The following is a 24,634-nucleotide window of genomic DNA, read 5'->3' on the forward strand; positions in this document are numbered from 1 at the left end:
AACCGCCCGCGCGCGCGGCTTTATGCTAGCAGAATCAGGGCGCGGCTGTCAGCGCCTGGCCGACCATGCCGCCGGCGCCGAATAATATCACTTTCATATCCTGTTCCCCTGTTTGCCCGCCGTGCGCTGAGTACGCCAGCGGTTCGGCGTCAGCGCTTCCCACTGCATAAAGGCGCGGCTGAACGAATTAAGCTCTTCGAAACCCAGCACGAAGGCGATTTCACCCGGCTCCAGGTCGGTGTCCGCCAGCAGTTGGCAGGCGGTGCGATGGCGGGTTTTGTCCAGCAGCTGCTGGTAGCTGTAGCCGTGCTGCTGCAGGCGGCGCTGCAGGGTGCGCGGGCTGACGTACAGCTCGGCGGCGACGCTGTTGACGCTGGGGCGCTGGCCGCGCATGCTGCGGCCGAGGATCGCCATCACCTGCGCCGGCAGGTCGCTCTCTTCGCGCGTCTTGGCCAGCTCGGCCTCCAGCCCCGGCAACAACAGCGCCAGCATGTCCTGATTGTAGGTGATGAAAGGTTGCCGCATCAGCGCGCGATCGAATACCAGCACGTCCAGCGGCGCGTCGAAATGCACCGGGCAGGCAAAATGTCCCGGCAGCGGCGAGGCCGGGTCCCGGCGCCGCGTCAGCTCAATGGCCCGCGGCTGGATGGCCAGGCCGGTGCCGTGGCGGCACAGGGTGGTGATGGAGGCGAACATGGCGTCGATCAACAGCGTCGGCGCGTGGCCTTCGGCCATGATCCAACGGGTATGCAGCCGCACGCTGTCGCCGTCCTCCACCAGCATCAGTTCTTCCGGGCAAACCAGCCGCTTGTAGCGGGCGACCTTCTGCAGCGCCTCGCCCAGAGTGGCGGAATGCAGCGCGGCGACCGAGGCGATGTCGTAGTGCTCCGGCGCCACGTCGCCGCCAAGACGCAGGCCGAAGGCGGCATCGTCGGTCAGGCGGGCGAGGGCGCGCCAGGTAGCGAAGAACTGCCGGGTGGTCAGCCTGATCTTTTCGCGCCGGTCGCTGAGCAGGCCGGCGGGCAGGCCGGCCAACTGGCCGACCCGTTCGATGTCCACCCCCAGCGCCGCCAGGCGAACCGCGAGGGCGCTGGAAACCGGGATTTGATCGCTGCTCACTGCTTGCTCCTTATGATTTTCCCGCCGCCAACTGCCGGCCGAGACCGCGCGAACTGCCGGTAATTAACCATACCTGAGAGTGAGACATGACAACCTTCCTTACCTGCTCGTGGGGTGAGGTTTCACTCTAGAAGGTTAGACGGTGCGCCGATAATCCCATTGCGCCAAAAGCTAATCCGATCGCGCCAATGTATCGGCCGCCATCAGTTGCTGCACGGTGGCGCCGACCCGCAGTACCGCCTGTTCGATCTCCGCGCTCAGTTTGGCCGCGTAGTTGATGCGCAGGCAGTTGCGGTATTTGCCTGAGGCGGAAAAAATGCTGCCGACGGCGATCTGCACGCCTTGCTGCTCGAGATGGCGATTCAGCCGCAGGGTATCGAACTCTTCATCCAGCTCGATCCACAGCATAAAACCGCCGCGCGGCTGGCTGACGCGGGTGCCGGCCGGGAAGTATTTCATGATCCAGTCGGTCATCCGATCGCGGTTCTGCTGATAGCGGGCGCGCATGCGCCGCAGATGCAGCAGGTAGTGGCCATGGCGAATAAAGTCGGCGATCGCCAGCTGCGGCTGGGTGGCCGTCGAACCGGAGCCAATGTACTTCATATGCAGCACACGTTCCAGATAGCGGCCGGGGGCGATCCAGCCGACGCGCAGGCCGGGCGCCAGCGTTTTGGAGAATGAGCTGCACAGCAGCACGCGGCCGTCCTCGTCGAACGACTTGATGGTGCGCGGCCGCGGATACTGGTAGGCGATATCCCCATACACGTCGTCTTCGATAAGCAAGGCATCCTCGATCAACCTGCGCAAGATATTGTGGACCGGCACATCAGCTGCCGCTCGACGCTGATTTTGAAATAAACGATTCATTTTAGCCGCTCCGGCCGGGGGAGGTTGCGAACCGCCCCTGGGCCGTTGCAGCCATCTATCAGCGTTTCATGAACGCCATCACGAATATAATTTTTATTTTATCTCCGGCTTGTTATTGAAATTTATATTTCATATAAACCTGTGTCAGATGGTGCGTTTCATTGTGTGACGCGCCGCCACGTTATGGACATCGGCAACGGGAGAGGGTGATGAAACAGGTACGCGTTGGGTTAATCGGCACCGGCTATATTGGGCGTTGTCACGCCATCGCTTATGCGCAGGCCGCTACGGTATTTCCATTGAAGGGCGAGCTGGTGTTGGCGATGCTGGCGGAGGTGACGCCGGAGCTGGCGGCGCAGCGTGCGGTCGAATTCGGCTTTGCGCGTTCGACCGGCGACTGGCGGCAACTGGTTGCCGACCCGGCGATTGATGTGGTGGATATCTGCGCCCCGAACTTCCTGCATAAAGAGATGGCGCTGGAGGCGATCCGCCACGGCAAACACGTCTATTCCGAAAAACCGTTGGCGCTGGACGCCGCCGACGCGGCGGAGATGGTGCAGGCCGCCCGCGCCAAAGGGGTCAAAACGCTGGTGGGCTTCAACTATATGAAAAACCCCACCAGCCAGCTGGCGCGCGAGATCATCGCCAACGGCGAGATCGGCGACGTGGTGCATTTTTACGGCACCCACAACGAGGATTATCTGGCCGATCCGCGCACGCCGATCGACTGGCACTGCCGCAAAGCCACCGCCGGCCTGGGGGCGTTGGGCGATCTGGCGGCGCACATCGTCAATATGGCGCATTACCTGGTGGGGGACATCGTGGCGGTGTCCGGCGATATGCAGACCATCATCAAACAGCGTCCGGACGCTAACGACCCGACGCGGATGCACCCGGTGGAAAACGAAGATCAGGCCAGCGCGCTGGTGCGTTTCGCCGGCGGCGCGATGGGCACCATCGAAACCTCGCGCATCGCCTGCGGGCGCAAAATGGGGCTGACCTACGTGGTGACCGGCACCAAAGGCACCTTGAGCTACACCCAGGAGCGGATGGCCGAGCTGAAGCTGTACCGCCACGATGAACCGGCGGCGCGGCAGGGCTTCAAAACGCTGCTGGTGGGGCCGCAGCATCCGGACTACGCCGCGTTTTGCATCAGCGCCGGGCACGGCATCGGCTTTAACGATCAGAAGACGGTGGAGATCCGCGATTTGGTCAACGGCATCGCCGCCGGCGACCGCCTGTGGCCGGATTTCGAAGAGGGCTGGAAGGTGTCTTGCGTGCTGGATGCGATTGCCGCTTCCGCGGAGCAGCGGCGCTGGCTGGAGATTAACCGCGACTGACGCGTCGGGATGGCGCTCCCCGGTCGGGAAGCGCCGTTAACCTGGTCAATTAATACCTTAATAAGTTATTAGCCTGCCAGTTTGTTAACTTAAGGCGCAATGCTCATGAGTATCGCGCCCGCTGTTTATGACGCGGTCGACTGGAAATCTTCCGCGTCCACGTCGTAGCCAGAGGGCTCCCAGCGAATGCTCAGCAACGCCGCCAGCCCGGCCAGCGGCGCCAGGGCGATCACCCAAAACACCCCGGTGCCCAGCGCTGCGGACAGCACCGGGAACAAGAACAGCGACAGGGTGGAGCTGGAGCGCATCAGCGTTTGGTTGAAACCGACGCCCACGCCGCGCAGCGAGGTCGGGTAGCTCAGCGAAGCGAAGGTCATGCTGTGCGAGCCCGGGCCGAAGCCCTGCCCCAGCAAGAACAGCGCCAGCATGCCGATCGATACCGCCGCCTCCGCGCCGCCGTCCGGCCTGCCGATCAGCGCCAGCCCCAGCAGCGCCGCCAGCTGGAACGTGTAGCCCAGCACCGTCATTTTCCAGGCGCCCACCCTCGGCACCAGCCGCACCGCAATCAGCCCGCCGACAAAGGCGAACAGCAGGTTCAGCGCCAGCGACACCAAAATGGTGCTGAGCATCGACTGCGCCAGGAAGCTGGACAAGATCACCGGCAGCCCGAAGGCCACGGCGTTATAGGCGAACGACGAGGCGATGGCGATAACCGTGGCCAAAATGGTGCGGCGCAGATAAACCCCCTGCAGCAGCGCGCCGTAGTTGCGCCATGACGCGCGCCGGGCCTGCGCCGGTTTGCCGCGTTCGGCATCCGCGGCCACCACGGCGTTGACGTTATAGGAGCGGCGCAGAATGGCCGCCGCGCCCTCGAGATCGCCCTGGTTGGCGGCCCATACCGGCGACTCGCTCATATAGCGGCTGCGAATGGCGATGATCGCCAGCGCCGGCACCGCGCCGAAACCGAGGATCAAACGCCACAGCCAGTCGGTATGGCTTTCCGGCAATACCGCATACAGCAGCAGCACCAGCAGATAGGAGATGCTGATCGCCGCATACCAGGTGGGGCACCACATGGCGATGCGCGCCGCCTTGTTGCCGCGCCCGGACAGCTTGGAAAACTCCGCCAGAAACGCCATCGCCACCGGCAGATCGATGCCGACCCCGAGGCCCATCACAAAACGCGCGCCGCCCAGCACCCACTCATTGGGTGCAAAGGCGCAGGCCAGCGCGGCGACCACGAAGAAGAACATATCGGCCATAAACACCCGGTAGCGACCAATCTTGTCGGTCAGGTACCCGCCGATAAAGGCGCCGATGATCGCCCCGAAGGTGATGGCCGAGGCCACCAGGCCGGTGCCGGTGGGCGTCAGGTTGAATTCGCGCGCTACGTCCTTGATGCCGAACGCCAGCGCGCCCAGATCGTAGGCGTCGAGGAATACGCCGCCCAGCGCAATCGCCACCACCACCCGGGCGTTGTTGCGTTTGGCCGCGCCGCCGTTGACCAGCGTCGAGACGTCGGCGGCGTTGCGGAGGAGGACCGCCTCGCCGGGCGGAAAATCTGAATTCCCTGCAGAAAGGGCGCCGGGCGCCGCAATATAACTGGACATGATATTTTTTCTTGGTAGGCAAAAATCCGAGCATAACGGTGCGCCGTCGGCGCTCACCAATTCTTTCTGGTTATAAGCTTACAACCGCAGGTTGTTGAAAAATCATCATGTTAAGAGGAATTTAACCATGCTCCTGGAGGGGATTAATCCCAGCGCAGCACCGCTTTGATCGCCAAACCCGCCTGCGCCTCGGCTAGCGCCCGGTTGATGTCCTGAAACGGATAGAAGCGAATCAGCCGATCGAACGGAAACTGACCGTCCTGCCAGCGGGCAATCATCCACGGGATGAATCGCTGCGGCACGGCGTCGCCCTGGATCACGCTCAATACCCGGCGATCGTGAGAAAGTTTCATCGCCGGGCCGCCGGCCAGGCGCGCCATGCTGCCGCCGGGGCGCAGCAGCGCGCGCGCCAGCCGATCCAACCGCGCATCGCCGCTGGTTTCCACCGCGTGATCCAGCTGCGGAGCCAGCCGCCGCAACTGCCGTTCCAACTGCGGATCTTCGCCGTGCAGCGCGGCGGTGGCGCCCAGCTCGCTCGCCAGCCGCAGGCGCTGCGGATGAATATCCAGCGCGATGATGGGGGCGGCGCGCCGGATGCGGGCCGCCATCAATGCGGCCATGCCGACCGTACCGACGCCGACGATCAGCAGGCTCTGCCCGGCCTGCACGTCGAGGGTGTTGATGACGGTGCCGGCGCCGGTTTGCAATCCGCAGCCGAGCGGCGCCAGCACCGGCAGCGGCAGTTCCTTCGGCACTTTTACCAGGTTGCGTTCGTTCGCCAGGCTGTGGCTGGCGAACGAGGATTGGCCGAAGAAATGGCCATGCAGCGGAGCGGGGTAGCCACTGCTGCCGTCCAGCCGCTGAAACGCAAAGTTGAGCCGCCAGAAGTGCTCGCAGTGCGCCGGGTTTTGCCGCAGGCAGGCCGGGCAGCGGCCGCAGGACTGATAGGACAGCACCACCGCATCCCCCGGCTGCACGCTGCGCACCGCGCTGCCGATCTGCTCGACGATGCCGGCGCCCTCATGGCCGAGAATCGAGCCTGCGGCGGCGCCGGCGCAGCAGCTGAGGTCGGTATGGCAGATGCCGCAGGCCGCCAGCCGCACCCGCACCTCATCCGCCCGCGGCGGCCGCAGCCGCAGCCGGCGAAACGCCAGGGGGGCGCCTTCTGCGCTGACTACCGCCGCCCGATGCGGCCGTGGCTCGTTCATTCGCTTTTGCCCGTTGAGAAGGTGTTTCAGGTCCTTCTGATTATAGTTTCCCCGCCGCACGGCGGGGCAAGACGGCCAGATCGCCGGGCGGCTCATGCAACCAGCTGATTTTTAACTTTGCTTTGCCGCTTTCGTTATTTTGAGCGGCCCTGCGGCTCGCAGATACTGAGGAAAATCCCCTTACGCGAGCCGCAGCATGCCCCTGGAAAAAAGCCACAGCCACTATTTGCACCCTGAACAACGTCAGCGGATCCGGCAGCTTTATCGGCGTTGGTATTGGCGGTTGGAGCTGCCCACCTGGGGGATTATGGCGGCGGTATACGGCGGCTGGTTCGGCGTTGCGCACTATTGGCAGGCGCTGGGCCCCTGGCTCGGCACGCCGCTGCTGATCCTGCTCACCACCTGGTATCTGTCGCTGCAACATGAGCTGATCCACGGCCATCCGACGCGCTGGCCGCGGGTCAATCAGCTGTTCGGCCTGTTGCCGCTGGCGGTGTGGTATCCCTATGGCCTGTATCGCGATTCGCATATTCGGCACCACCGCAACGAACACCTGACCGATCCGCATGAGGATCCCGAAAGCTATTATTTCAGCGAGGCGCAGTGGCGGCGTTTTCCGCGGCTCTTCCCCGTGCTGGCCGGCGTGCGCAATACGCTGGCCGGCCGGGTGGCGCTGGGCCCGGCGTTGGATATCGCCGCCACGCTGGGCCAGGCGCTGAAGGCTGTCGCCGGCGGCGAGCGGCGCACGCTGGCGATGTGGCTGGTGCATCTGCTGCTGCTGGCGGCGGTGCTGCGCTGGCTGCAGGCGCAGGGCGTCGGCGCGGCATTTTATCTGCTGGCCGTCAGCTACCCGGCGCTGGCGCTGACCAAGGTGAGATCGTTTTTCGAGCACCGCGCCGTGGAAGCCCCGCAGGCACGTTCTATTATTAATGAGGCGGGCTGGCCGTGGCGGCTGCTGTTTCTCAATCTGAACTATCATTTAGTACACCATGATCTGCCGGGCCTGCCGTGGTACGGTTTACGCGAGGTGTATCTGGCGGAGCGCGGCGCCTATCGGCAGCGCAGCCAGGGATTCGTGGTGCAGGGCTATGGCGCGTGGGTGAACGATTATGCGTTTACGCCCATCGACGTCGGGGTCCACCCGTTCAGCGGCGGCGAGCCGCCTGAACAGCCGCCGGGCGATGGCGAAGCCTGGCCGGCGGAGACATTAATTGCGCGATGGAAGCGCGCTTCTCAAGATTTTCCAACCGATCTGGCCAAATAGCCGGAAAGCACACAACCAGAGGAAAAGTATGGCAATCACCCCATCACGCGGACGTTTCTTTGCACTGGCGCTGACCCTGCTGGCCGCCAGCGGCCTGGCGCAGGCGGCGGACTCGGTGCGCGTCGGTTCCAAGATCGACACCGAAGGCTCGCTGCTCGGCAACATCATCGTGCAGGTGCTGGAATCCAACGGCATCAAGACCACCAACAAGCTGCAGCTCGGCACCACCAAGGTGTTGCGCGGGGCGATCGCTTCCGGCGAGATTGACCTGTATCCGGAATACACCGGCAACGGCGCGTTCTTCTTCTCCGATGAGAAAGATCCGGCGTGGAAAAACGCTCGGGCCGGATTCGAAAAGGTGAAGCAGCTCGATTACGACAAAAATAAAATCGTCTGGCTGGACGCTGCGCCGGCCAACAACACCTGGACTATCGCCATTCGTCAGGACGTGGCGGACGCCAACCATCTGAAAACCCTGGCCGACCTTGGCAAGTGGATCAGCGGCGGCGGCAAATTCAAGCTGGCGGCGTCGGCGGAATTCATCGAACGCCCGGATGCGCTGCCGGCGTTCCAGAACGCCTACGGCTTCAAACTGAATCAGGATCAGCTGCTGTCGCTGGCCGGCGGCGATACCGCGGTGACCATCAAGGCGGCGGCGGAACAGACCTCCGGCGTGAATGCGGCGATGGCCTACGGCACCGACGGCCCGGTGGCGGCGCTGGGTTTGCAGACGCTGGAGGATCCTAAAGGGGTGCAACCGATTTACGCCCCGGCGCCGATCATTCGCGAAGCGGCTCTGAAGCAGCACGCCAATATCCCCGAGTTGCTGAAGCCGGTCTTCGCCTCGCTGGACGGCCCGACGCTGCAGAAGCTCAACGCGCAGATTGCGGTGGAGGGCCAGGACGCCAAACAGGTGGCGGCCGCTTACCTGAAAGAGAAAGGGTTTGTTAAGGGATAGCGCTGAGGCTCCCCCTCTTCCGCCGGAAGAGGGGGAGAACAGGGCCCATTTGTTATGGAGCCGGAGAGTTTCTTTGATTGCCGTAAATAACCGCGTATTACTGACACTGTTTATCCTGTTGCTGCTGGCCGCGTTTGGCCTGCCGTTCCTCAGCTATGCCCCCAATCGCCTGCTGTCGGGCAAAAGCATTTCCCTGATTTCCCTGTTGCACGGCCCGGCGCTGTGGCTGCTGCTGCCGATGCTGGCGCTGGCGATCCTCAGCCTGCTGCGGCCGCTGCGCCGCCGGGCCTGTTTGACGGCGCTGGCCGCCTGCGGTTTGCTGACGCTGACCTTCTGGCTCAGCGGCCACGCCGCCGGGCAGTTGGCGCAGCAGGGCTCGCGGCTGGCGCGCACCTCCTGGGGCAGCGGCTGCTGGCTGATGATGGCGTTGAGCCTGTTGATCGCCGCCGATGCCATGACGCGCATCACCGCTTCGCACCTGTGGCGCATTCTGGGCAATACGCTGGTGGTGCTGCCGACGGCGGCGCTGCTGTTCAGCCATCAGCTCGATCAGCTGTCGCTGCTGAAGGAATATCACAACCGGCAGGACGTGTTCGACGCCGCGCTGTGGCAGCATCTGACCATCCTGCTGGCGACGCTGGCGCCGGCGTTGGCGATCGGCGTGCCGCTGGGGGTGCTGTGTTTCCGCTCCGAACGCTGGCAGACCCCGATATTCTCTACGCTCAACATCATTCAGACCGTGCCGTCGATTGCGCTGTTCGGCCTGCTGATTGCGCCGCTGGCGGGGCTGGCGACGGCGGTGCCCTGGCTGGCGGAACACGGCGTCAGCGGTATCGGCATGGCGCCGGCGATAGTCGCCCTGGTGCTGTATGCCTTGCTGCCGCTGGTGCGCAGCGTGGTGGCCGGGCTGCAGAGCGTGCCGGCCAGCGTGATTGAATCCGCGACCGGCATGGGGCTGACCCGCGGGCAGATTTTCCTGCGGGTGCAGTTGCCGTTGGCGCTGCCGCTGTTTCTGACCGGGGTGCGCATCCTGGCGGTGCAGACCGTCGGCATGGCGGTGGTGGCGGCGCTGATCGGCGCCGGCGGCTTTGGCGCCATCGTATTCCAGGGGCTGCTCAGCAGCGCGCTGGATCTGGTGCTGCTGGGGGTGATCCCGGTGATCCTGATGGCGGTAATCGTCGATTCGCTGTTTAAATTCATTGTTTCAATTTTGGAAGTGTCGCGCCGATGATTCACTTTGACCATGTCAGCAAGATTTTTCAGGGCAAGCCGGCGGTGGACGACCTCAGGCTGCAGATCGCCGAGGGCGAATTCACCGTGTTGATCGGCACCTCGGGTTCCGGCAAGTCCACCACCCTGAAAATGATCAACCGATTGATCGAGCATGACGCCGGCAAGATTTACTTTGCCGGTGAAGAGATCCAGAAATTCAAACCGCAGGATCTGCGGCGCCGCATGGGCTATGCGATCCAGTCGATCGGCCTGTTTCCGCACTGGACGGTGGAGGAGAATATCGCCACCGTGCCGCAGCTGTTGAAATGGCCGCGCGCGCGCATTCGCGATCGGGTGACCGAGCTGCTGGAGTTGCTGCATCTGGAGCCGGAACTGTTCCGCAGCCGCTATCCGCATCAGCTGTCCGGCGGGCAGCAGCAGCGGGTGGGGGTGGCGCGCGCGCTGGCCGCCGATCCCGAGGTGCTGCTGATGGATGAACCCTTCGGCGCGCTCGATCCGGTGACGCGGGCGGCGCTGCAGGCCGAGATTGCGCGCATTCACCAGCTCTCGGATCGCACCATCGTGCTGGTCACGCATGACATCGACGAGGCGCTGGGGCTGGCGGACCGCATCGTGCTGCTCGATCAGGGGCGGGTAGTGCAGCAGGGTACGCCGCTGGAACTGTTGACCGAGCCGGCCAATGACTTCGTGCGCGATTTCTTTGGCCGCAGCGATCGCGGCATCAAGCTGTTGGCGCTGGGCAGGGTCGCCGAACGGGTGCGGCCCGGCGTCGCCGAAGGCGAACCCATCGCCGCGGCCATGAGCCTGCGCGAAGCGCTGTCGGTATTCGTGGCGCGCGGCAGCGATCGCCTGCCGGTGGTGGGCGAACGGGGGGAGGCGCTGGGGGTGCTGCACTTTACCGATCTGATCGCCGACAAGGCGCTGTCATGAGCCGGCAACAGGCGCCGCAGGGCGCGCGTCGGCTGCGCCGGTTACGCGATCCGCTGCCCTGGACGCTGGCGCTGTTGTTGGCGCTGGTGTTCGGCATGACGCATTTGCACGGCCTGTTCGCCGCCTGGTTTCCCGATCTGGAACGGCCGGTATATCAGCAGGACAGCTTTATTTCGCTGGTGGGCGCCCACCTGTCGCTGGTGGCGGTTTCCAGCCTGATCGCCGTGGCGATCGGCGTGGCGGCGGGCGTCGGCGTTACCCGCCGCGCCGGGAAGGAGTTCCGCTCGCTGGTGGAGACCCTGGTGGCGGTGGGGCAGACCTTCCCGCCGGTCGCGGTGCTGGCGGTGGCGGTGCCGGTGATGGGCTTCAGCGAGCAGCCGGCGATCATTGCGCTGGTGCTGTACGGCCTGCTGCCGATCCTGCAGGGCACGCTGGCGGGCATCGAGTCGGTACCGGCTTCCACGCGTGAAATCGCCCGCGGCGTGGGGATGAGCGCCTGGCAAATTTTATGGCGCGTCGAGCTGCCGCTGGCGGCGCCGGTGATCGTCGCCGGCATTCGCACGTCGGTGATCATCAACATCGGCACCGCCGCCATCGCCTCCACCGTCGGCACTAAAACGCTCGGTTCGCCGATCATCATCGGCCTGAGCGGGTTTAATACCGCCTATGTGATCCAGGGGGCGGCAGTCGTGGCCCTGCTGGCTATCATTACCGACATGCTGTTCGAACGTTGGGTTCGTTATCTCACCGCCTGGCGTCAGCAGACGCTGGCCACTTCTTCAGCGGGGTAAGGGCAAATGAGGCAGGTATCTTTACCGATGTACGGCGTCGGCCATCAGCAGGCCGAGTCTTTCTGGCGGGTGCTGCGCGGCAAATTGCTGCAGCTGGGGTTGGAAGCGCTGCCGGAGCAGCTCAGTTGGCCGGATAACTTGGCGCAGCACTGGCAGCGCGACGATCTGCTGCTCAGCCAGACCTGCGGTTACCCGCTGGTCAGCACGCTGCCGCAGGTGCAGCTGGTCGGCACTTATCATTACCGCGTAGAAGGCTGCGACGGCCCGAACTACCGCAGCTGGCTGGTGGTGCGCGCCGAGGATCCCGGCGAGCGGCTGGCCGATTTTCGCGGCCGGGTGGCGGCTTACAACAGCACCGATTCGCAGTCCGGTTACAACGGCCTGCGCGCGCTGGTCGCGCCGCTGGCCCAGGACGGAAAGTTTTTTGGCAGCGCCATCGCCTCCGGCGCGCACTATCAGTCGCTGAAGCTGATCCAGAGCGGGCAGGCGGACATCGCCGCCATCGACAGCATCAGCATGGAGCTGCTGCGCCGCGCGCAGCCGCGGGCGCTGGACGGTTTGAAAATTATCGGCCGCACCGCAGCGGTGCCGGGCTTGCCGCTGATCACCTCGGCAAGCACGCCGCCGGAACAGCTGGAGATACTGCGCGCCGGCGCCAGGGCGATGCTGGACGAAACGATCGGCGACAGCCTGCTGATCGGCGATTTCAGCCTGGTGCCGCGTTCGGCCTATCAGGCGATCAGCGCGCTGGAGCAGCAGGCTGCGGCGCAGGGCGTAACGGCGCTTTAACGCTAAGCAAGGTTGCTGATCTGCCGCCCAGACAGCTGGGCCAGTTGGCGCTCATCGCTTTTTCAGCCGCGGGAGAGCAGCCCAGCGCAGCGCCATGTACGGTGGCGCTGCCGGTGCGGTGCGGGGATTACTTGGCCTGAAGGCTGTCTGCCGGCGCCTGAGTGGCGGAGGCGTCGCTGGCGGCGGTTTCTTCTTGCGGCGTGGTGGAACGGGTGTAGATGTTCAACCCGGCGAGGAATACGCCGCCCAGGGAACCGAAGGCGCACAGGGCGATGACGACGACGAACGCTTTTTTCAGCATAGGAATGATTTCACGGTTGCTCGGAACAGCGGGAATTATAGACCCTTCGCCGGGTGAAACAAGAATCGTTTTAACGGCGGCCCGCAGACCGCCATTTTGGTCACCGCTTTTCACATTCCACCGATCGCACGCCGGCCGGGCGGGCGAACAGGTATTTCCCCAGCGTCACCAACACCACCGCCGCAACGATAATCACCAGCGCCATCCATTCACGCGGCGCCAGAGATTCGCCGGCGAAGCCGATGCCGAGCAGCACCGCAACCACCGGGTTAACGTAGGCGTAGCTGGTGGCGACCGCCGGCCGCACGTTCTTCAGCAAGAACATGTAGGCGCTGATCGCCAGCATCGAGCCGAAGATTATCAGATACCCCAGCGCGAAAAAGCCGCCGGCGCCTGGCATCTGGCCGAGGTGCTCGCCGCTGAGCCGGCTGGCGACCAGCAGCACCGCGCCCGCCACCAGCATCTCCGCCGCCCCGGCCATGGGCCCGACGGGCAACGAAATGCGCGATCCCAGCACCGAGCCGAAGGCCCAGCTGGCCGAAGCCAGCAGGATCAGCAGCGCGCCGGTCGGATTGCCGACCAGGTTATTGCCGGTATTCAACAGCACGATGCCCACCAGCCCCAGGGCGATGCCCGCCCATTCCAGCCGGGTATTGCGCATGCCCCACAGCAGGCTGAAACACAGGGTGAACAGCGGCACGGTGGCGACCATCACCGCGGCGATGCCGGAGGGCACATGCTGATGCTCCGCCACCGTGACCAGGCCGTTGCCCACCGCCAGCAGCAGAATGCCGATGGTGCCGGCGGCCAGCCACTGCTTCGGCGTCGGCAACGCATGGCCGCGCAGCGCCAGGAAGCTGAACAGCAGGATGCCGGCGGTCAGAAAGCGGATGCCGGCCATCATCAGCGGTGGCCAGCTTTCTACGCCCAGACGAATCACAAAGTAGGTGGAACCCCAGACAATATATAACGTAAACAGCGCCCCAACCAACGGCAGGACGTTACGGCTATTTTGGCTCAGCATGGATGTTTATTCTGCAGGGAAGGTTATTATTAGAGGACTCAGTAAACCCGATCGGACAGCGAATAAGCAACGGCTTTGCGAACTTTTTTTGCCGGGGCGAAGGCCATTAACGGCCTTCAGAACCCGCTCTTTTTCAACTGCAGCCAACTCACCGCCGGCAGATAAACCGACCCGCCGATGGCGAGCAGCAGCAGCATGATTTCCGGCGGCACGCCCGGCTGCAGCGTGCCCAGCTTCCAACTGACGGCGTAGGCGAAAGGCCCGACGACGGCGCCTGACACCGCCAACGGCCAGGGGGCGGCTCTGACCACCTCCAGCACCCAGCTCCACCAGCAGCCGAAGCCTACCCACAGCGCGATCACCCACAGCGGCAGGCCGATATGATTGTGGTAATGCAGCACGCCGCTGTAGCTCCACAGGCCATCCATGCCGATGCCGCCGAGGGCGGCGATCAACGCGCCTTTGCGCCGGGAGCCGGGGGTGAAGATCAACGCCAGCGCGGCGCCGGCCAACAGAATGCCGTTGAGCCGGTCGTGGGTCAGCAGCGCCAGCAGCCAGCAGACGCCGAGCCCCAGCGTCGCCAGCCAAAATCCGGCATGAGGTTTCATGGCTCTTCTCTCGTTGACGGGTTAATGCGTTTCATTGCCGCGATCCGCTTTTACGATACGGAAATGCGGTAGGCGCAGCGGCGCGCGCCGGCCAGAATGTGCTCGGAACGTTCTACCTGCGCCTGCAGCACTTCGGCAAAAACGCTCAGCTCCGCGCGGCAAAAGCCCTGACAAACGGTGGCGGCGGCGCAGATTGGGCAATGGTTCTCCACCAGCAGGTAAGAGCCGTCCTCCTGCTGACGCCATTCGGCCATGTAGCCTTCGCGGCTGCGGATGGCGGCCAGCCGCGCGACGCGTTCCTGCAGATCGGTGGCGCCGATCATCGCCTGCTTGTAGTTGATGCGGGTTTCCTGCTCGCGGGTGTCGATCAGCAAATCGACCGCTTGCTCGCCCAGTTTGTCGCGCACGGTACGCAACAGCTGGACCGTCAGTTCGGCGTGGGTGTCCGGAAAACGGGCGTTGCCGGCGACGGTCAAATGCCACAGCTGCACCGGGCGCCCGACGCCGCGCGTTTCGGCGACCGCTTCCACCAGGCCTTCTTTCGCCAGCTTCACGAACTGCTGCCGCGCCGCTTCACCGGTGGTGCCAAGGACTTTTCCTGCCTCTGAGGCTTGCTGCGGGCCGCGGGTTTTCAACAGCGTCAGCAAACGGTCGCTGACCGATTGTGCTGTGCTTACGCCATTTTCCAAGTTTATTCTTGACATATTTCTCCGCCTCGCCCTAACTTATTCCAAGATAACTCTTGTTAAATTTAGCGCAATATCACCCTCAACTCAATGCCATTACTCTGAAAACAGGACCACCACCGTGATAACCAACGATGATAGCCGCTGGAGCGATCTTTTTTCCGGCAAAAACGCCGCCAGTGCGATCGCGCTCTCACTCGGCGTTGCGCTGCATGCGATCAATATCCTGGTCGCCACCACCATTCTGCCTTCGGTAGTGCAGGATATTGGCGGCCTGGATCTCTACGCCTGGAATACCACGCTGTTCGTGGTGGCGTCGATTCTCGGTTCGGCGCTGTCGGCCCGCCTGCTCAGCGGTTACGGCGCGCGCAGCGCTTATCTGGTGGCCTCGCTGTTTTTCATCGCCGGGGCGGCGCTGTGCGCGCTGGCGCCGTCGATGCCGGTGATGCTGATTGGCCGCACGGTGCAGGGGTTCGGCGGCGGCCTGATCTTTGCGCTCTCCTACGCGATGATTAACCTGGTGTTCGAACAGAAACTGTGGCCGCGCGCGATGGCGCTGATCTCGGCAATGTGGGGCATAGCGACGCTGGTGGGGCCGGCGGTAGGCGGCATTTTTGCCGAACTGCACGCCTGGCGCTGGGCCTTCGGCATTCTGTTGCCGATCATGGCGCTGTACGCCGGCTTTACCTTCATGATCCTGCCGAAAGGCCGGCCTCGGCAGGCGGCGGCGCCGCTGCCGTTGGCCCAGCTGGCGCTGTTGGCGACGGCGGTGCTGGTGGTCTCCGCCGGCAGCCTGGCGGACAGCGCCTGGCTCAATCTGGCGGGCATCGCGCTGTCGCTGGCGCTGATGGCCTGGCTCATGCGGCGGGAGGGGCAGTCGCGCGCCCGGCTGCTGCCGCAGGGCGCGTTGCGACGCGGTTCTGCGCAGGCCTCGCTGTACCTTACCGTTTCGCTGCTGGTTATCGGCATGACCAGCGAGATTTTCGTGCCGTACTTCCTGCAGCTGCTGCACGGCCAGTCGCCGCTGATTTCCGGTTATATCGCGGCCACCATGGCGGCGGGTTGGACGCTGTCGGAAATTCTCAGCTCCGGCTGGCGCGGGGCGGGCATCCGCCGGGCGATCGTCAGCGGGCCGCTGTTTGTGCTGGTGGGGCTGCTGGCGCTGGCCATCCTGATGCCGGTGCCTTCCGGCGGCCACTGGCTGGCGCTGGCGCCGATCGTCATTGCCCTGACGCTGGTCGGGTTCGGCATCGGTTTTGGCTGGCCGCACCTGCTGACGCGCATCCTGCAGGTGGCGTCCGACGCGGACAAGGACATCGCCGGCGCGTCGATCACCACGGTGCAGCTGTTCGCCACCGCCTTCGGCGCCGCGCTGGCCGGCATGATTGCCAACCTGGCCGGGTTGAACGAGCCGGGCGGCGCAGCCGGGGCGGCTTCGGCGGCGCGCTGGCTGTTTTTGCTGTTCGCCCTGGCCCCGCTGCTGGCGGTGTTCAGCGCCTGGCGCTGCGCGGCGATTGAGCCGCCGGAGCGCCGGCGGCAAAACGATCACGTTTAAATTCGCTTGACCAATCCCTTATTTGAGATTATTTCTCTCATATGAGATTTCAACGGTGGGGCTTACACAGTGGATAACGGATTGGACAATGCCGACCTCAGGCTGGCGCAGCGGCTGGCCGATTTGCGCCAGCGGCACGGCTGGTCGCTGGAGGAGCTGGCGCAGCGGACCGCCATCAGCCGGGCGACGCTGTCGAGGGTGGAGCGGGGAGAAACCAGCCCGACGGCTTCATTGATGAACCGGCTGTGCGCCGCCTATGGGCTGACCATGTCGCGCCTGTTGAGCGAAATAGAAGACGAGCCGCCGGAGCTGCTGCGTCGGGAGCAGCAGCCGGTGTGGGTAGACGGCGCCAGCGGCTTTCACCGCCGTTCGGTTTCGCCGCCCGCCGCGCTGTACAGGGCCGAGTTTGTCGAAGGCCGGCTCGAGGCCGGTGCGTTGATCGACTATGACATGCCGTCCATCCCGGCGCTGGAACACCATTTATGGCTGCTGGCGGGTAGCCTGGAGCTGACGCTGGAGGGCCGCACTTTCCGTCTGGCCCCCGGCGACTGCCTGCGCTATCGGCTGTTCGGCGCGTCAAGATTTCACGTCCCCGGCGCTGAGCCGGCCCATTACACCCTCGTTATCTGCAGGCCATAACCATGACTGACATACAACAACTGGACGCCGCCGCGGCGGAACGCGCGATCCCGGAACTGGCCGATATGCTGCTGGCCAGCGTGGCGCAGGGGGCCAGCATCGGCTTTGTGATGCCGTTTACGCTGGAGCAGGCGCAGGCCTTCTGGCGTCGTCTGCTGCCGGCGATTGAGCGGGGCGATCGGGCGATGCTGGTGGCGCGCCAGGCCGGGCGGGTGGTCGGCACCGTGCAACTGCTGCTGGATATGCCGGACAACGGCCGCCATCGCGCCGAGGTGCTCAAGCTGATGGTGCATCCGCAGGCGCGCCGGCAGGGGATTGCCCGTCAGCTGATGCTGGCGCTGCAGAGGCTGGCGGCAGAACATCGGCGCCATCTGCTGGTGCTGGACACCCTGACCGGCGATACCGCCGAAGGCCTGTACCGCCGGCTGGGCTTCGAACTGGCCGGCAGCATTCCGCAGTACGCCATGGCCAGCAACGGCGGCGCATTGGACGCCACCAGCTATATGTATAAATTGCTGCCGTGCTGACCATCGAATCTGTCGAGGCGGTTTCCCTGCAGGCGCAGGCGCTGATGACGGAACTGTCGGCGCGGTTGGCGGAAATTACCGGCGACGGCGGCGCAGCTTCATTTGATGCCGCTGCTCTCGATGCCGATGGCGGATGTTGCCTGTTGGTGCGTAATGCTGCCGGTGAAGCGATAGCCTGCGGTGCGTTACGTCGGCTGACCGCTGAGGTTGCGGAATTAAAGCGCATGTACGTTCGTGAGGCCGGTAACGGCATCGGCGGTTATCTGCTGCACGCTCTGGAGCAACGCGCACGGCTGCAGGGGTATCGGCAGCTGTGGTTGGAAACGCGCCGGGTCAATCAGCGAGCGGTCGGATTCTACCTGGCGCGGGGGTATCGGGTGCGTGAAAACTATGGCCGTTATCAGGGGAATGCGCAGGCGCTCTGCTTCGAGAAAACCTTGTGACGATACCGCAGGCGCCTGGCCCCTGCGGTACGCCGGCGGTTATTGCGGGCTGGCCAGGGTCATCATCATTTCGAACTGGCGCAGCGGCTCCTGCCGCCAGCCGAGCCGCTCGAAGAACGGCGCCGCCACCTCGGGAACGTAAACGCCGGCCGCCAGCGGCAGCGGCGCGAACCGCGTCTGCAGCGCGGCCAGCAGCGTGCGGGCATGGCCTTTGCCGCGCTGCGGCGGCGGCACATAAATCATGCGCAGGAAGCATTTTTCGGCGCCGGGCATCACCACCGCGTAGGCCTGGCGATCGAGGGTAAAGGCGCGCGGCTTGCCCGGCAGCTTGAACAGCGTTTCGGGGGCGACCAGCCAGGGCTGGTCGGTGGCGCCCTCCGCCGTGAGGCGGTGGCTGAGGAGCAGCGGGTCGATCTCCTGCAGCGCGACGCTTTCCGCCGGCGCAGGCTCCGGCGCCTGATGCCCGGTCAGGGTGCGGACGATGCGCAGCCCGGCGCGGTGGTACAGCGCCAGCCCGGCGTCGTTGTGTTCGATCACTTCCAGCGACAGCCGCCGGTCGCCGCGCGCTCTGGCATCGCTGACCAGTCGCCGCATCAGCGTCTGGCCCAGGCCTTTGCCGCGCATTTCCGGCCGGATGGACAGCGCCGCCACCCGGCTGTGCTGGCCGCGGCGGGCGATCAGCGCGATGGCTACCGGTTGCTGGCGGTGAATGACGACAACGCTGTCGCCAAGGCTGAGATCTTCGGCGCCGAAGCGGCCGGCGAAGCCGGGGCCGTCGATCACGAAGGGAACGAGATAGTCTTCGAAACAGTGGCTGAGGATATGCGCCAGTTGCTCGCTGCTGTAGCCCAGGGCATGGCGGTATTCAAACGGTCCGTCGTTGTGCATGGCGGTTTCCAGTGAAAGGAAGGAAGCTATACATCTAGACCCGTTTGTTTTGTTAGGCAAGTTTGTCCCTGGCGTTCCGTGATATGGGCGGCGCTGATCGGCACAAAAGAAAAAAGCCGGACGCAGCCGCCCGGCGAAATAAACTCTGGGTGATCAAATACAGCTAAAGTTTGCAGTGGTGGTTATTCGTCGCATCAGAACTGGTAGGTCAGGGCGACGGCGATCACGTCGTCGTCTTTCAGACCCAATTTATTATCGTTGTCGAGCTGGTTGATTTTATAGTCAATATAGGTCGACATATTTTTGTTGAAGTAATAATACGCGCCCACGTCGATGTATTTAACCAGGTCGGCATCGCCGATGCCTTCAATATCTTTACCTTTCTGCTGGACATAACCCAGCGATGGGCGCAGGCCGAAATCGAACTGATATTGCGCCACCAATTCCAGACCTTCCGCTTTATTGGCGAAGCCGCTGACGCTTGAGCCATTAACGGGAACGGAAATAGGTGCGATATTACGGCTCTGCGAATAAGTCGCGGCCAGGTAAACGTCGTTGTTGTCATATTTCATGCCGGCGGCCCAGATATCGGCCCTGTCGCCTTTACCGAAGGTGCCCGCTTTCTGGCTGGCGGTGCGGTTGGAAGAGGCATAGGCGGCGCCGAAGCTCAGGCCGTCGATGACTTCGTAGCTGGAAGACAGGCCCCAGCCGTCGCCGTTCGCCTTGCTGCCGGAGCGGCCGTCGTTTTCGTTCTTGCCCTGATACTGCACCGCGAACTTCAGGCCGTCGACCAGGCCGAAGAAGTCGTTGTTGCGGTAGGTGGCGACGCCGTTGGTGCGGCCGTTCATGAAGTTGTCGGTTTTAACGTAGGCGTCGTCGCCGAATTCCGGCAGCATATCCGTCCAGGCACCGACGTCATAAATGATGCCGTAATTGCGGCCGTAGTCGAAGGAGCCGATATCTTTATATTTCAGACCGGCGAAACCCAAACGGGTTTTAGTGTCTTTCGCGCTGTCGGATTCAGTATGGTTAGCGGAAATTTGATATTCCCACTGGCCGTAACCGGTCAGCATGTCGTTAATCTGCGTCGCGCCTTTAAAACCGATGCGCACGTAGGTTTTATCGCCATCGTTGCCGGTATCGTCAGAGAAATAGTGCAGTGCTTTTACCCGGCCGTAAAAATCAAGTTTATTACCGTCTTTATTGTAGATTTCTGCTGCCTGTGCTGTCTGCGCAATTAAAAGTGCCGGAATAATAACGGCCAGAAGATTAGGTTTCATGGTTTACCCTGCTTTATTCGATTGAAAGACGCTTATCATCAGTTGCATTGCTGTGTTGCCGCGCCGCCTGAATGTTGGCGGCGGAGATTTTTTACCCTAGTAATGTGATCCATTTATGACAAAATATTCATTTCCGTATCGTTCGATTAAAAAAGTCGCGTAAAGAGTGAATTTTCTCGCCGGACAACTGTCGGCGGCTGGTCTACAGTTAGCGATAGCGTTCCTGATTGCAGGAGGAATCATGCGTGATACTTATACATTGCTTGGCGCCTGCGGCAGCGGCTCGACCATCGTCGCCGCCGCGCTGGAACTGACCGCTTTCCCCTGGGGTTACGAGGAGGTGGACTACGCGCTCGACAGCCCGGAACGCGACCGCCTGCTGGCGCTGAATCCGCTGGGGCAGGTGCCTACCTTAATTCTGCCCAATGACGAAGTGATGACGGAAAGCGCGGCGATAATCCTGTTGCTGCACGATCGCGCGCCGCACGCCGAGCTGGCGCCGCCGTCCGGTTCCGCGCTGTTGCCGCGTTTCCTGCGCTGGCTGATGTTTATCAACGCCGAAATTTACCCCACCTTTACCTATGCCGATCATCCGCAACGCTGGTTGCCGAAAACGCGGGAGCCGGAGCGCCTGGCGGAGGAGATCCTGCGCTATCGCCAGCAATTGTTGCTGCAGCTTGACGCCGCCGCCAGCGAAGCCGGGCCCTGGTTCCTCGGCAAAACCTTCAGCGCGCTGGATCTGTACGTGGCGGTGATGTGCAACTGGCGGCCGGGCCGACGTTGGTTCCTGCCGCAGGCCCCTCGGCTGCTCGCCATCGCCGGGCGGGTCGAGCAGCGCCCGGAACTGAATGCGTTGTTCCAGGCGCATTTCGACCACGTCGCCCCGCTGGAGTAGACCTTGCCCCTCGCGTCAAACGGGGGGCATTAACCATCCCGTTTTTATGAACCTTTAGCGTTGAAAATCCCGATTTTCACCCGCTGCGTCGGCGAGTAGCCTAGGGCCATTCGTTAACCGACAGGAGTGTGTGATGCCATCAAGTCAACCGCCCGGCCAACAGGCCTTCGGCGATATCGCCCCCAAGCTGGCGCAGCTTAGCGACAGCGTCTTATTCGACGACGTCTGGCGGCGGCCGCAGCTTGCCCCGCGCGAGCGCAGCCTGATTACCGTCGCCGCCCTGGTGGCGCTGAATCGTCTGGAGCAGCTGCCGTTTCATTTGCAACTGGCGCAGCGCAACGGCGTCAGCCGCGAACAGCTGGCCGAACTGATCACCCATTTGGCGTTTTACGCCGGCTGGCCCGCTGCGGCCTCCGCGGTGGCGCGCCTGCGTGAATTGGAATTATAGGGGCGAATGTTATGCCCCCTACGGGAGAGTAACCCATGCCTTTTAGCCGCATTGCCCTGCATCAGGGAAAATCCGCCGACTATCTGCGTCGGCTGTCAGACAGCCTGCAACAGGCGCTGGTCGACACCTTCAGCGTACCGCCGGCCGACAAGTTTCAGGTTATCGACCAGTACCGGCCCGGCCAGCTGGTGTACGATCGCGACTACCTCGGCGGGCCGCGTTCGGCGGATTTCGTGTTGTTTTACATCACCATCGGCCGCCCGCGCGACACCGCCACCAAGCAGCGCTTTTATCAGCGGCTGGCGGCGCTGCTGGCGGAAAACCTGCAGCTGCGCCCCGAAGATCTGATGGTGGTGATCACCACCACCCGGTTGGACGAATGGTCGTTCAGTGCGGGGCGCGCCTCAATGATTGAAACTCCGGCGTCGCCCGGGCTGACGTGACCCTCGGTCTGTGGGACAATGGCGCCATCATTTCGTTTAGATAAGAGTTGAATGGCGCTCTCCTCCGCAGTTAAAGATCAGATAGGCCAGTGGTACAAAGCCCTGCAGCAACAAATACCGGATTTTATTTCCCGCGCTCCCCAGCGGCAGATGATCGCCGAAGTGGCGAAAACCCTGGCCGGCGACTACCCGCGCCATCTGGCGATCGAAGCGCCGACCGGCGTCGGCAAAACGCTGTCCTATTTGATCCCGGGCATCGCCGTCGGGCGTGCGGAGAGCAAGCCGCTGGTGGTGAGCACCGCCAACGTGGCGCTGCAGGATCAGATCTACAGCAAGGATCTGCCGCTGCTGAAGAAGATCATTCCCGACCTGAAGTTCACCGGCGCCTTTGGCCGCAGGCGCTATGTCTGCCCGCGCAACCTGGCGGCGATGAGCACCGACGTCAGCGAGCAGGGCGATCTGACGCTGTTTCTCGACGATGAGCTGGCGCCTTCCAGCGGAGAAGAGCAGGCGCTGTGCCAAAAGCTGACCAAGGCGCTCAGCCGCCACGAATGGGACGGGCTGCGCGACCATTATCAGCTGTCCATCGCGGATCCGCTGTGGGCCAAGCTGAGCACCGACAAGGCCAACTGCCTGGGGCGCAACTGCCACTACATCCGCGAATGCCCGTTTTACCTCGCCCGCAAAGAGATTGAGAGCGCCGACGTGGTGGTGGCCAACCATGCGCTGGTGATGGCGGCGCTGGAGACCGAGTCGGTGCTGCCGAACCCGAAAGAGCTGCTGCTGGTGCTGGACGAAGGGCACCATCTGCCGGAGGTGGCGCGCGACGCGCTGGAGATCGACGGCGAAATCACCGCGCTGTCCACCAACCTGCAGCTGGACACGATCGTGCGCCAGGTCGAACAGTGCATGACCCAATACCGGCCGAAGAACCCGCCGGGGCTGGCCAACGGCGAGCGGCTGAAGAATCACTGCGAAGAGCTGCGCGAGCTGGTGCAGGTCTTTGAACGCCAGGTCAGCCTCTTTCTGCCCACCGACAGCGTGGTGGCCGAGCATCGTTTCGAAATGGGCGAGCTGCCGGCGGAGATGGTGGAGAGCTGCGCGCGGCTGTTCAAGCTCACCGACGCGCTGCGCGGGCTGGCGGAGTTCGTGCTTAACGATCTCACCGAACAGACCGGCAAACACGACATCATGCGCCTGCACCGGGCGATCATTCAGATGAGCCGCACCCTGGGCTATCTGGAGGCGATGAGCAAGCTGTGGCGGCTGGCGGCGCTGGACAAATCCTCCAATGCGCCGATCTCCAAGTGGGTGACCCGCGATCTGCGCGATAACGTGACCCATCTGTATCTGCACTGCGTCGGCATCCGCGTCAGCGACCAGCTGGAAAAGCTGCTGTGGCGCAAGGTGCCGCACGTGGTGGTCACCTCGGCGACGTTGCGCTCGCTGAACAGCTTTGCGCGGCTGCAGGAAATGAGCGGGCTGAGCGAGAAGGCCGGCGACCGTTTCGAGACGCTGTCTTCGCCGTTCAACCACGTTGAGCAGGGCAAGATAGTCATCCCGCAGATGCGCTTTGAACCGGCGATCGCCAACGAGGCGGAACATCTGGAGGAGATGGCGCGCTTCTTCCGCGCCGAGCAGGCCGGCGGCCGGCACAAGGGCATGCTGATCCTGTTCAGCAGCCACCGGGCGATGCAGACCTTCCTCGGTTACGTCACCGATCTGCGGCTGATGCTGCTGGTGCAGGGCGATCAGCCGCGTTACCGGCTGGTGGAGGAGCACCGCAAACGGGTGGAAAAGGGGGTCGCCAGCGTGCTGGTCGGCCTGCAGTCGTTCGCCGAAGGGCTGGATCTGAAAGGTGAACTGTTGACCCAGGTGCACATTCACAAGATTGCCTTCCCGCCGATCGACAGCCCGGTGATCGTCACCGAGGGCGAATGGCTGAAATCGCTGAAGCGTTATCCGTTTGAAGTGCAGAGTCTGCCGAGCGCCTCGTTTAACCTGATCCAGCAGGTTGGCCGTTTGATCCGCAGCAACGAATGCCGCGGCGAGATCGTGATTTACGATCGGCGGCTGCTGACCAAAAGCTACGGCGCGCGGCTGCTGGCTTCGCTGCCGGTGTTCCCGATAGAACAACGCGCGGTGCCCGCAGCCGACAAGGCGCACCTGGCGGCGCTGAAATCCGCCGCCGACGCGGCGAAGAAAGAGAAAAAACGCGGCAACCCTTTCGCCAAGCGGCGCCGGCGTTAGCTACCGCAGCGGCGGCAGGCGGCGCTTCACCGGCGTGGTCTTCACTATCGAGGTATTGCTCTGCGCGTGCTCGGCCAGCCGATCGAGGATCTGGTCGAGCTGCTCCATCGAATGCGCCACCAGGCGCACGATGAAGCAGTCTTCGCCGGTCACCTTGTCGCACTCAATCGCCTCGGGAAGCGCCTGGATCAGCTGTTCGACCTTCTTCAGCATGCCCGGCAGCGGCTTGATGCGCACCAGCGACTGAAAGGCATAGCCGAGCGCCTGCAGATTGACGTTCAGGGTATAGCCCTGGATCACGCCGTTTTCCTCCAGCCGCCGCAGCCGCTCGGCAGTGCTGGGTGACGACAGCCCCGCTTTGGCGCTCAGCGTTTTCAACGACGCTCGCGCGTCTTCGGCCAGAATGGTCAGGATCTGGCGATCGATATCATCCATAACGCCTCCATTAGGTATTCTGTCATTTTTACCTGCAATAAAAAGGCAGTTAAGCATATTGGCCTTATTTATGCCATGGAAAGCCGCGCCGCAAAGCCGCAAG

25 protein-coding genes and 1 pseudogene are annotated in these 24,634 nt (G+C 63.4%); 15 read left to right on the forward strand and 11 right to left on the reverse strand.

Going from position 1 to position 24,634, the window contains the following annotated elements; all coding sequences use genetic code 11:
• Positions 1-93: 93 nt before the first annotated feature.
• Complete coding sequence (locus D7I37_RS14810; RefSeq protein ID WP_129543924.1) at positions 94-1,119, reverse strand: AraC family transcriptional regulator; 1,026 nt, start codon at positions 1,117-1,119, stop codon at positions 94-96.
• 171 nt (positions 1,120-1,290) lie between these two features.
• A pseudogene (locus D7I37_RS14815) lies at positions 1,291-1,908 on the reverse strand (PLP-dependent aminotransferase family protein); the annotation flags it as partial.
• Positions 1,909-2,195: 287 nt separating this feature from the next.
• Here D7I37_RS14815 and D7I37_RS14820 point away from each other — a divergent pair.
• A complete protein-coding gene (locus tag D7I37_RS14820) occupies positions 2,196-3,326 on the forward strand; it encodes a Gfo/Idh/MocA family protein (RefSeq protein ID WP_129543925.1) in 1,131 nt (376 codons plus the stop codon).
• A 125-nt stretch (positions 3,327-3,451) separates the two neighbouring features.
• On the opposite strand, the gene D7I37_RS14825 is transcribed toward D7I37_RS14820, so the two are convergent.
• Together D7I37_RS14825 and D7I37_RS14830 are read right to left on the reverse strand one after the other, a co-directional pair.
• On the reverse strand, positions 3,452-4,936 hold the full coding sequence (locus D7I37_RS14825; RefSeq protein WP_129543926.1) for an MFS transporter: 1,485 nt from the start codon (positions 4,934-4,936) through the stop codon (positions 3,452-3,454).
• A 143-nt stretch (positions 4,937-5,079) separates the two neighbouring features.
• The gene (locus tag D7I37_RS14830) at positions 5,080-6,144 is read right to left on the reverse strand and encodes an NAD(P)-dependent alcohol dehydrogenase (protein WP_129543927.1); all 1,065 of its coding nucleotides are present in this window, start codon (positions 6,142-6,144) and stop codon (positions 5,080-5,082) included.
• A 196-nt stretch (positions 6,145-6,340) separates the two neighbouring features.
• Here D7I37_RS14830 and D7I37_RS14835 point away from each other — a divergent pair, with 196 nt between their 5' ends.
• The 6 genes from D7I37_RS14835 to D7I37_RS14860 all read left to right on the forward strand — a co-directional run bounded on the left by D7I37_RS14835 (position 6,341) and on the right by D7I37_RS14860 (position 12,109).
• On the forward strand, positions 6,341-7,408 hold the full coding sequence (locus D7I37_RS14835) for a fatty acid desaturase (protein WP_061797660.1): 1,068 nt from the start codon (positions 6,341-6,343) through the stop codon (positions 7,406-7,408).
• Between the two features lie 28 nt (positions 7,409-7,436).
• Entirely contained in the window at positions 7,437-8,366 is a 930-nt protein-coding gene (locus D7I37_RS14840; protein WP_061797658.1) for an ABC transporter substrate-binding protein, read from the forward strand.
• A gap of 76 nt (positions 8,367-8,442) precedes the next feature.
• Complete coding sequence (locus D7I37_RS14845; protein WP_165283134.1) at positions 8,443-9,597, forward strand: ABC transporter permease; 1,155 nt, start codon at positions 8,443-8,445, stop codon at positions 9,595-9,597.
• Positions 9,594-10,529 (forward strand): ABC transporter ATP-binding protein, encoded by a 936-nt coding sequence (locus D7I37_RS14850; RefSeq protein WP_061797657.1) that lies wholly within the window; start codon positions 9,594-9,596, stop codon positions 10,527-10,529. Before D7I37_RS14845 ends, D7I37_RS14850 begins: the two co-directional genes overlap by 4 nt.
• Positions 10,526-11,320 carry an ABC transporter permease gene (locus D7I37_RS14855; protein ID WP_061797656.1) on the forward strand — a complete coding sequence of 265 codons (795 nt, stop codon included), beginning with the start codon at positions 10,526-10,528 and terminating at the stop codon, positions 11,318-11,320. The genes D7I37_RS14850 and D7I37_RS14855 overlap by 4 nt, the downstream gene beginning before the upstream one ends.
• 6 nt (positions 11,321-11,326) lie before the next feature.
• On the forward strand, positions 11,327-12,109 hold the full coding sequence (locus D7I37_RS14860; RefSeq protein ID WP_165283104.1) for a phosphate/phosphite/phosphonate ABC transporter substrate-binding protein: 783 nt from the start codon (positions 11,327-11,329) through the stop codon (positions 12,107-12,109).
• A gap of 127 nt (positions 12,110-12,236) precedes the next feature.
• On the opposite strand, the gene D7I37_RS27060 is transcribed toward D7I37_RS14860, so the two are convergent.
• The 4 genes from D7I37_RS27060 to D7I37_RS14875 form a co-directional block, all read right to left on the reverse strand.
• Positions 12,237-12,410: a hypothetical protein gene (locus D7I37_RS27060; RefSeq protein WP_165283105.1), complete on the reverse strand. Its 174-nt coding sequence runs from the start codon at positions 12,408-12,410 to the stop codon at positions 12,237-12,239.
• A 100-nt stretch (positions 12,411-12,510) separates the two neighbouring features.
• The gene (gene yedA / locus D7I37_RS14865; protein ID WP_061797653.1) at positions 12,511-13,434 is read right to left on the reverse strand and encodes a drug/metabolite exporter YedA; all 924 of its coding nucleotides are present in this window, start codon (positions 13,432-13,434) and stop codon (positions 12,511-12,513) included.
• 116 nt (positions 13,435-13,550) lie between these two features.
• Positions 13,551-14,042 (reverse strand): DUF2878 domain-containing protein, encoded by a 492-nt coding sequence (locus D7I37_RS14870; RefSeq protein ID WP_061797652.1) that lies wholly within the window; start codon positions 14,040-14,042, stop codon positions 13,551-13,553.
• A gap of 50 nt (positions 14,043-14,092) precedes the next feature.
• Positions 14,093-14,746 carry a metalloregulator ArsR/SmtB family transcription factor gene (locus D7I37_RS14875; RefSeq protein WP_061797651.1) on the reverse strand — a complete coding sequence of 218 codons (654 nt, stop codon included), beginning with the start codon at positions 14,744-14,746 and terminating at the stop codon, positions 14,093-14,095.
• 103 nt (positions 14,747-14,849) lie between these two features.
• On the opposite strand from D7I37_RS14875, the gene D7I37_RS14880 reads away from it, so the two are divergent.
• The 4 genes from D7I37_RS14880 to D7I37_RS14895 all read left to right on the forward strand — a co-directional run bounded on the left by D7I37_RS14880 (position 14,850) and on the right by D7I37_RS14895 (position 17,892).
• Entirely contained in the window at positions 14,850-16,283 is a 1,434-nt protein-coding gene (locus D7I37_RS14880) for an MFS transporter (protein WP_095096428.1), read from the forward strand.
• Positions 16,284-16,352: 69 nt separating this feature from the next.
• Positions 16,353-16,922 (forward strand): helix-turn-helix domain-containing protein, encoded by a 570-nt coding sequence (locus D7I37_RS14885; RefSeq protein ID WP_129543929.1) that lies wholly within the window; start codon positions 16,353-16,355, stop codon positions 16,920-16,922.
• 2 nt (positions 16,923-16,924) lie between these two features.
• Entirely contained in the window at positions 16,925-17,449 is a 525-nt protein-coding gene (locus D7I37_RS14890; RefSeq protein ID WP_095096433.1) for a GNAT family N-acetyltransferase, read from the forward strand.
• Positions 17,443-17,892: a GNAT family N-acetyltransferase gene (locus tag D7I37_RS14895; RefSeq protein WP_242502696.1), complete on the forward strand. Its 450-nt coding sequence runs from the start codon at positions 17,443-17,445 to the stop codon at positions 17,890-17,892. The genes D7I37_RS14890 and D7I37_RS14895 overlap by 7 nt, the downstream gene beginning before the upstream one ends.
• Positions 17,893-17,931: 39 nt before the next feature.
• On the opposite strand, the gene D7I37_RS14900 is transcribed toward D7I37_RS14895, so the two are convergent.
• Positions 17,932-18,780 carry a GNAT family N-acetyltransferase gene (locus tag D7I37_RS14900; protein ID WP_061797646.1) on the reverse strand — a complete coding sequence of 283 codons (849 nt, stop codon included), beginning with the start codon at positions 18,778-18,780 and terminating at the stop codon, positions 17,932-17,934.
• 194 nt (positions 18,781-18,974) lie between these two features.
• Positions 18,975-20,060 carry a porin OmpC gene (gene ompC, locus D7I37_RS14905; RefSeq protein ID WP_061797645.1) on the reverse strand — a complete coding sequence of 362 codons (1,086 nt, stop codon included), beginning with the start codon at positions 20,058-20,060 and terminating at the stop codon, positions 18,975-18,977.
• Between the two features lie 241 nt (positions 20,061-20,301).
• On the opposite strand from ompC, the gene D7I37_RS14910 reads away from it, so the two are divergent.
• From D7I37_RS14910 to dinG, 4 genes are all read left to right on the forward strand, one after another.
• A complete protein-coding gene (locus D7I37_RS14910) occupies positions 20,302-20,955 on the forward strand; it encodes a glutathione S-transferase family protein (protein WP_129543930.1) in 654 nt (217 codons plus the stop codon).
• Between the two features lie 133 nt (positions 20,956-21,088).
• Positions 21,089-21,403, forward strand: coding sequence for a carboxymuconolactone decarboxylase family protein (locus D7I37_RS14915; RefSeq protein WP_061797642.1), 315 nt, complete (start codon positions 21,089-21,091; stop codon positions 21,401-21,403).
• A gap of 35 nt (positions 21,404-21,438) precedes the next feature.
• Positions 21,439-21,846, forward strand: a complete 408-nt coding sequence (locus D7I37_RS14920; protein WP_061797641.1) for a tautomerase family protein — start codon at positions 21,439-21,441, stop codon at positions 21,844-21,846.
• Between the two features lie 51 nt (positions 21,847-21,897).
• Positions 21,898-24,096, forward strand: a complete 2,199-nt coding sequence (dinG, locus tag D7I37_RS14925; protein ID WP_061797639.1) for an ATP-dependent DNA helicase DinG — start codon at positions 21,898-21,900, stop codon at positions 24,094-24,096.
• Here the strand turns inward: dinG and D7I37_RS14930 are convergent, their stop codons facing one another.
• Positions 24,097-24,531: an Lrp/AsnC family transcriptional regulator gene (locus tag D7I37_RS14930; RefSeq protein WP_061797638.1), complete on the reverse strand. Its 435-nt coding sequence runs from the start codon at positions 24,529-24,531 to the stop codon at positions 24,097-24,099.
• Positions 24,532-24,634 lie beyond the last annotated feature (103 nt).

The organism is Serratia sp. 1D1416 (assembly GCF_003641105.1).
Lineage (GTDB): Bacteria > Pseudomonadota > Gammaproteobacteria > Enterobacterales > Enterobacteriaceae > Serratia > Serratia ficaria.

Excerpts from the sequence above, each read along its gene's own strand:
- D7I37_RS14820 (WP_129543925.1), top strand. The coding sequence starts at position 2,196 with ATGAAACAGGTACGCGTTGGGTTAATCGGCACCGGCTATATTGGGCGT.
- D7I37_RS14825 (WP_129543926.1), bottom strand. The coding sequence starts at position 4,936 with ATGTCCAGTTATATTGCGGCGCCCGGCGCCCTTTCTGCAGGGAATTCA.
- D7I37_RS14830 (WP_129543927.1), bottom strand. The coding sequence starts at position 6,144 with ATGAACGAGCCACGGCCGCATCGGGCGGCGGTAGTCAGCGCAGAAGGC.
- D7I37_RS14835 (WP_061797660.1), top strand. The coding sequence starts at position 6,341 with ATGCCCCTGGAAAAAAGCCACAGCCACTATTTGCACCCTGAACAACGT.
- D7I37_RS14840 (WP_061797658.1), top strand. The coding sequence starts at position 7,437 with ATGGCAATCACCCCATCACGCGGACGTTTCTTTGCACTGGCGCTGACC.
- D7I37_RS14850 (WP_061797657.1), top strand. The coding sequence starts at position 9,594 with ATGATTCACTTTGACCATGTCAGCAAGATTTTTCAGGGCAAGCCGGCG.
- D7I37_RS14855 (WP_061797656.1), top strand. The coding sequence starts at position 10,526 with ATGAGCCGGCAACAGGCGCCGCAGGGCGCGCGTCGGCTGCGCCGGTTA.
- D7I37_RS14860 (WP_165283104.1), top strand. The coding sequence starts at position 11,327 with ATGAGGCAGGTATCTTTACCGATGTACGGCGTCGGCCATCAGCAGGCC.
- D7I37_RS27060 (WP_165283105.1), bottom strand. The coding sequence starts at position 12,410 with ATGCTGAAAAAAGCGTTCGTCGTCGTCATCGCCCTGTGCGCCTTCGGT.
- yedA (WP_061797653.1), bottom strand. The coding sequence starts at position 13,434 with ATGCTGAGCCAAAATAGCCGTAACGTCCTGCCGTTGGTTGGGGCGCTG.
- D7I37_RS14870 (WP_061797652.1), bottom strand. The coding sequence starts at position 14,042 with ATGAAACCTCATGCCGGATTTTGGCTGGCGACGCTGGGGCTCGGCGTC.
- D7I37_RS14875 (WP_061797651.1), bottom strand. The coding sequence starts at position 14,746 with ATGTCAAGAATAAACTTGGAAAATGGCGTAAGCACAGCACAATCGGTC.
- D7I37_RS14890 (WP_095096433.1), top strand. The coding sequence starts at position 16,925 with ATGACTGACATACAACAACTGGACGCCGCCGCGGCGGAACGCGCGATC.
- D7I37_RS14900 (WP_061797646.1), bottom strand. The coding sequence starts at position 18,780 with ATGCACAACGACGGACCGTTTGAATACCGCCATGCCCTGGGCTACAGC.
- ompC (WP_061797645.1), bottom strand. The coding sequence starts at position 20,060 with ATGAAACCTAATCTTCTGGCCGTTATTATTCCGGCACTTTTAATTGCG.
- D7I37_RS14910 (WP_129543930.1), top strand. The coding sequence starts at position 20,302 with ATGCGTGATACTTATACATTGCTTGGCGCCTGCGGCAGCGGCTCGACC.
- D7I37_RS14915 (WP_061797642.1), top strand. The coding sequence starts at position 21,089 with ATGCCATCAAGTCAACCGCCCGGCCAACAGGCCTTCGGCGATATCGCC.
- D7I37_RS14920 (WP_061797641.1), top strand. The coding sequence starts at position 21,439 with ATGCCTTTTAGCCGCATTGCCCTGCATCAGGGAAAATCCGCCGACTAT.
- dinG (WP_061797639.1), top strand. The coding sequence starts at position 21,898 with ATGGCGCTCTCCTCCGCAGTTAAAGATCAGATAGGCCAGTGGTACAAA.
- D7I37_RS14930 (WP_061797638.1), bottom strand. The coding sequence starts at position 24,531 with ATGGATGATATCGATCGCCAGATCCTGACCATTCTGGCCGAAGACGCG.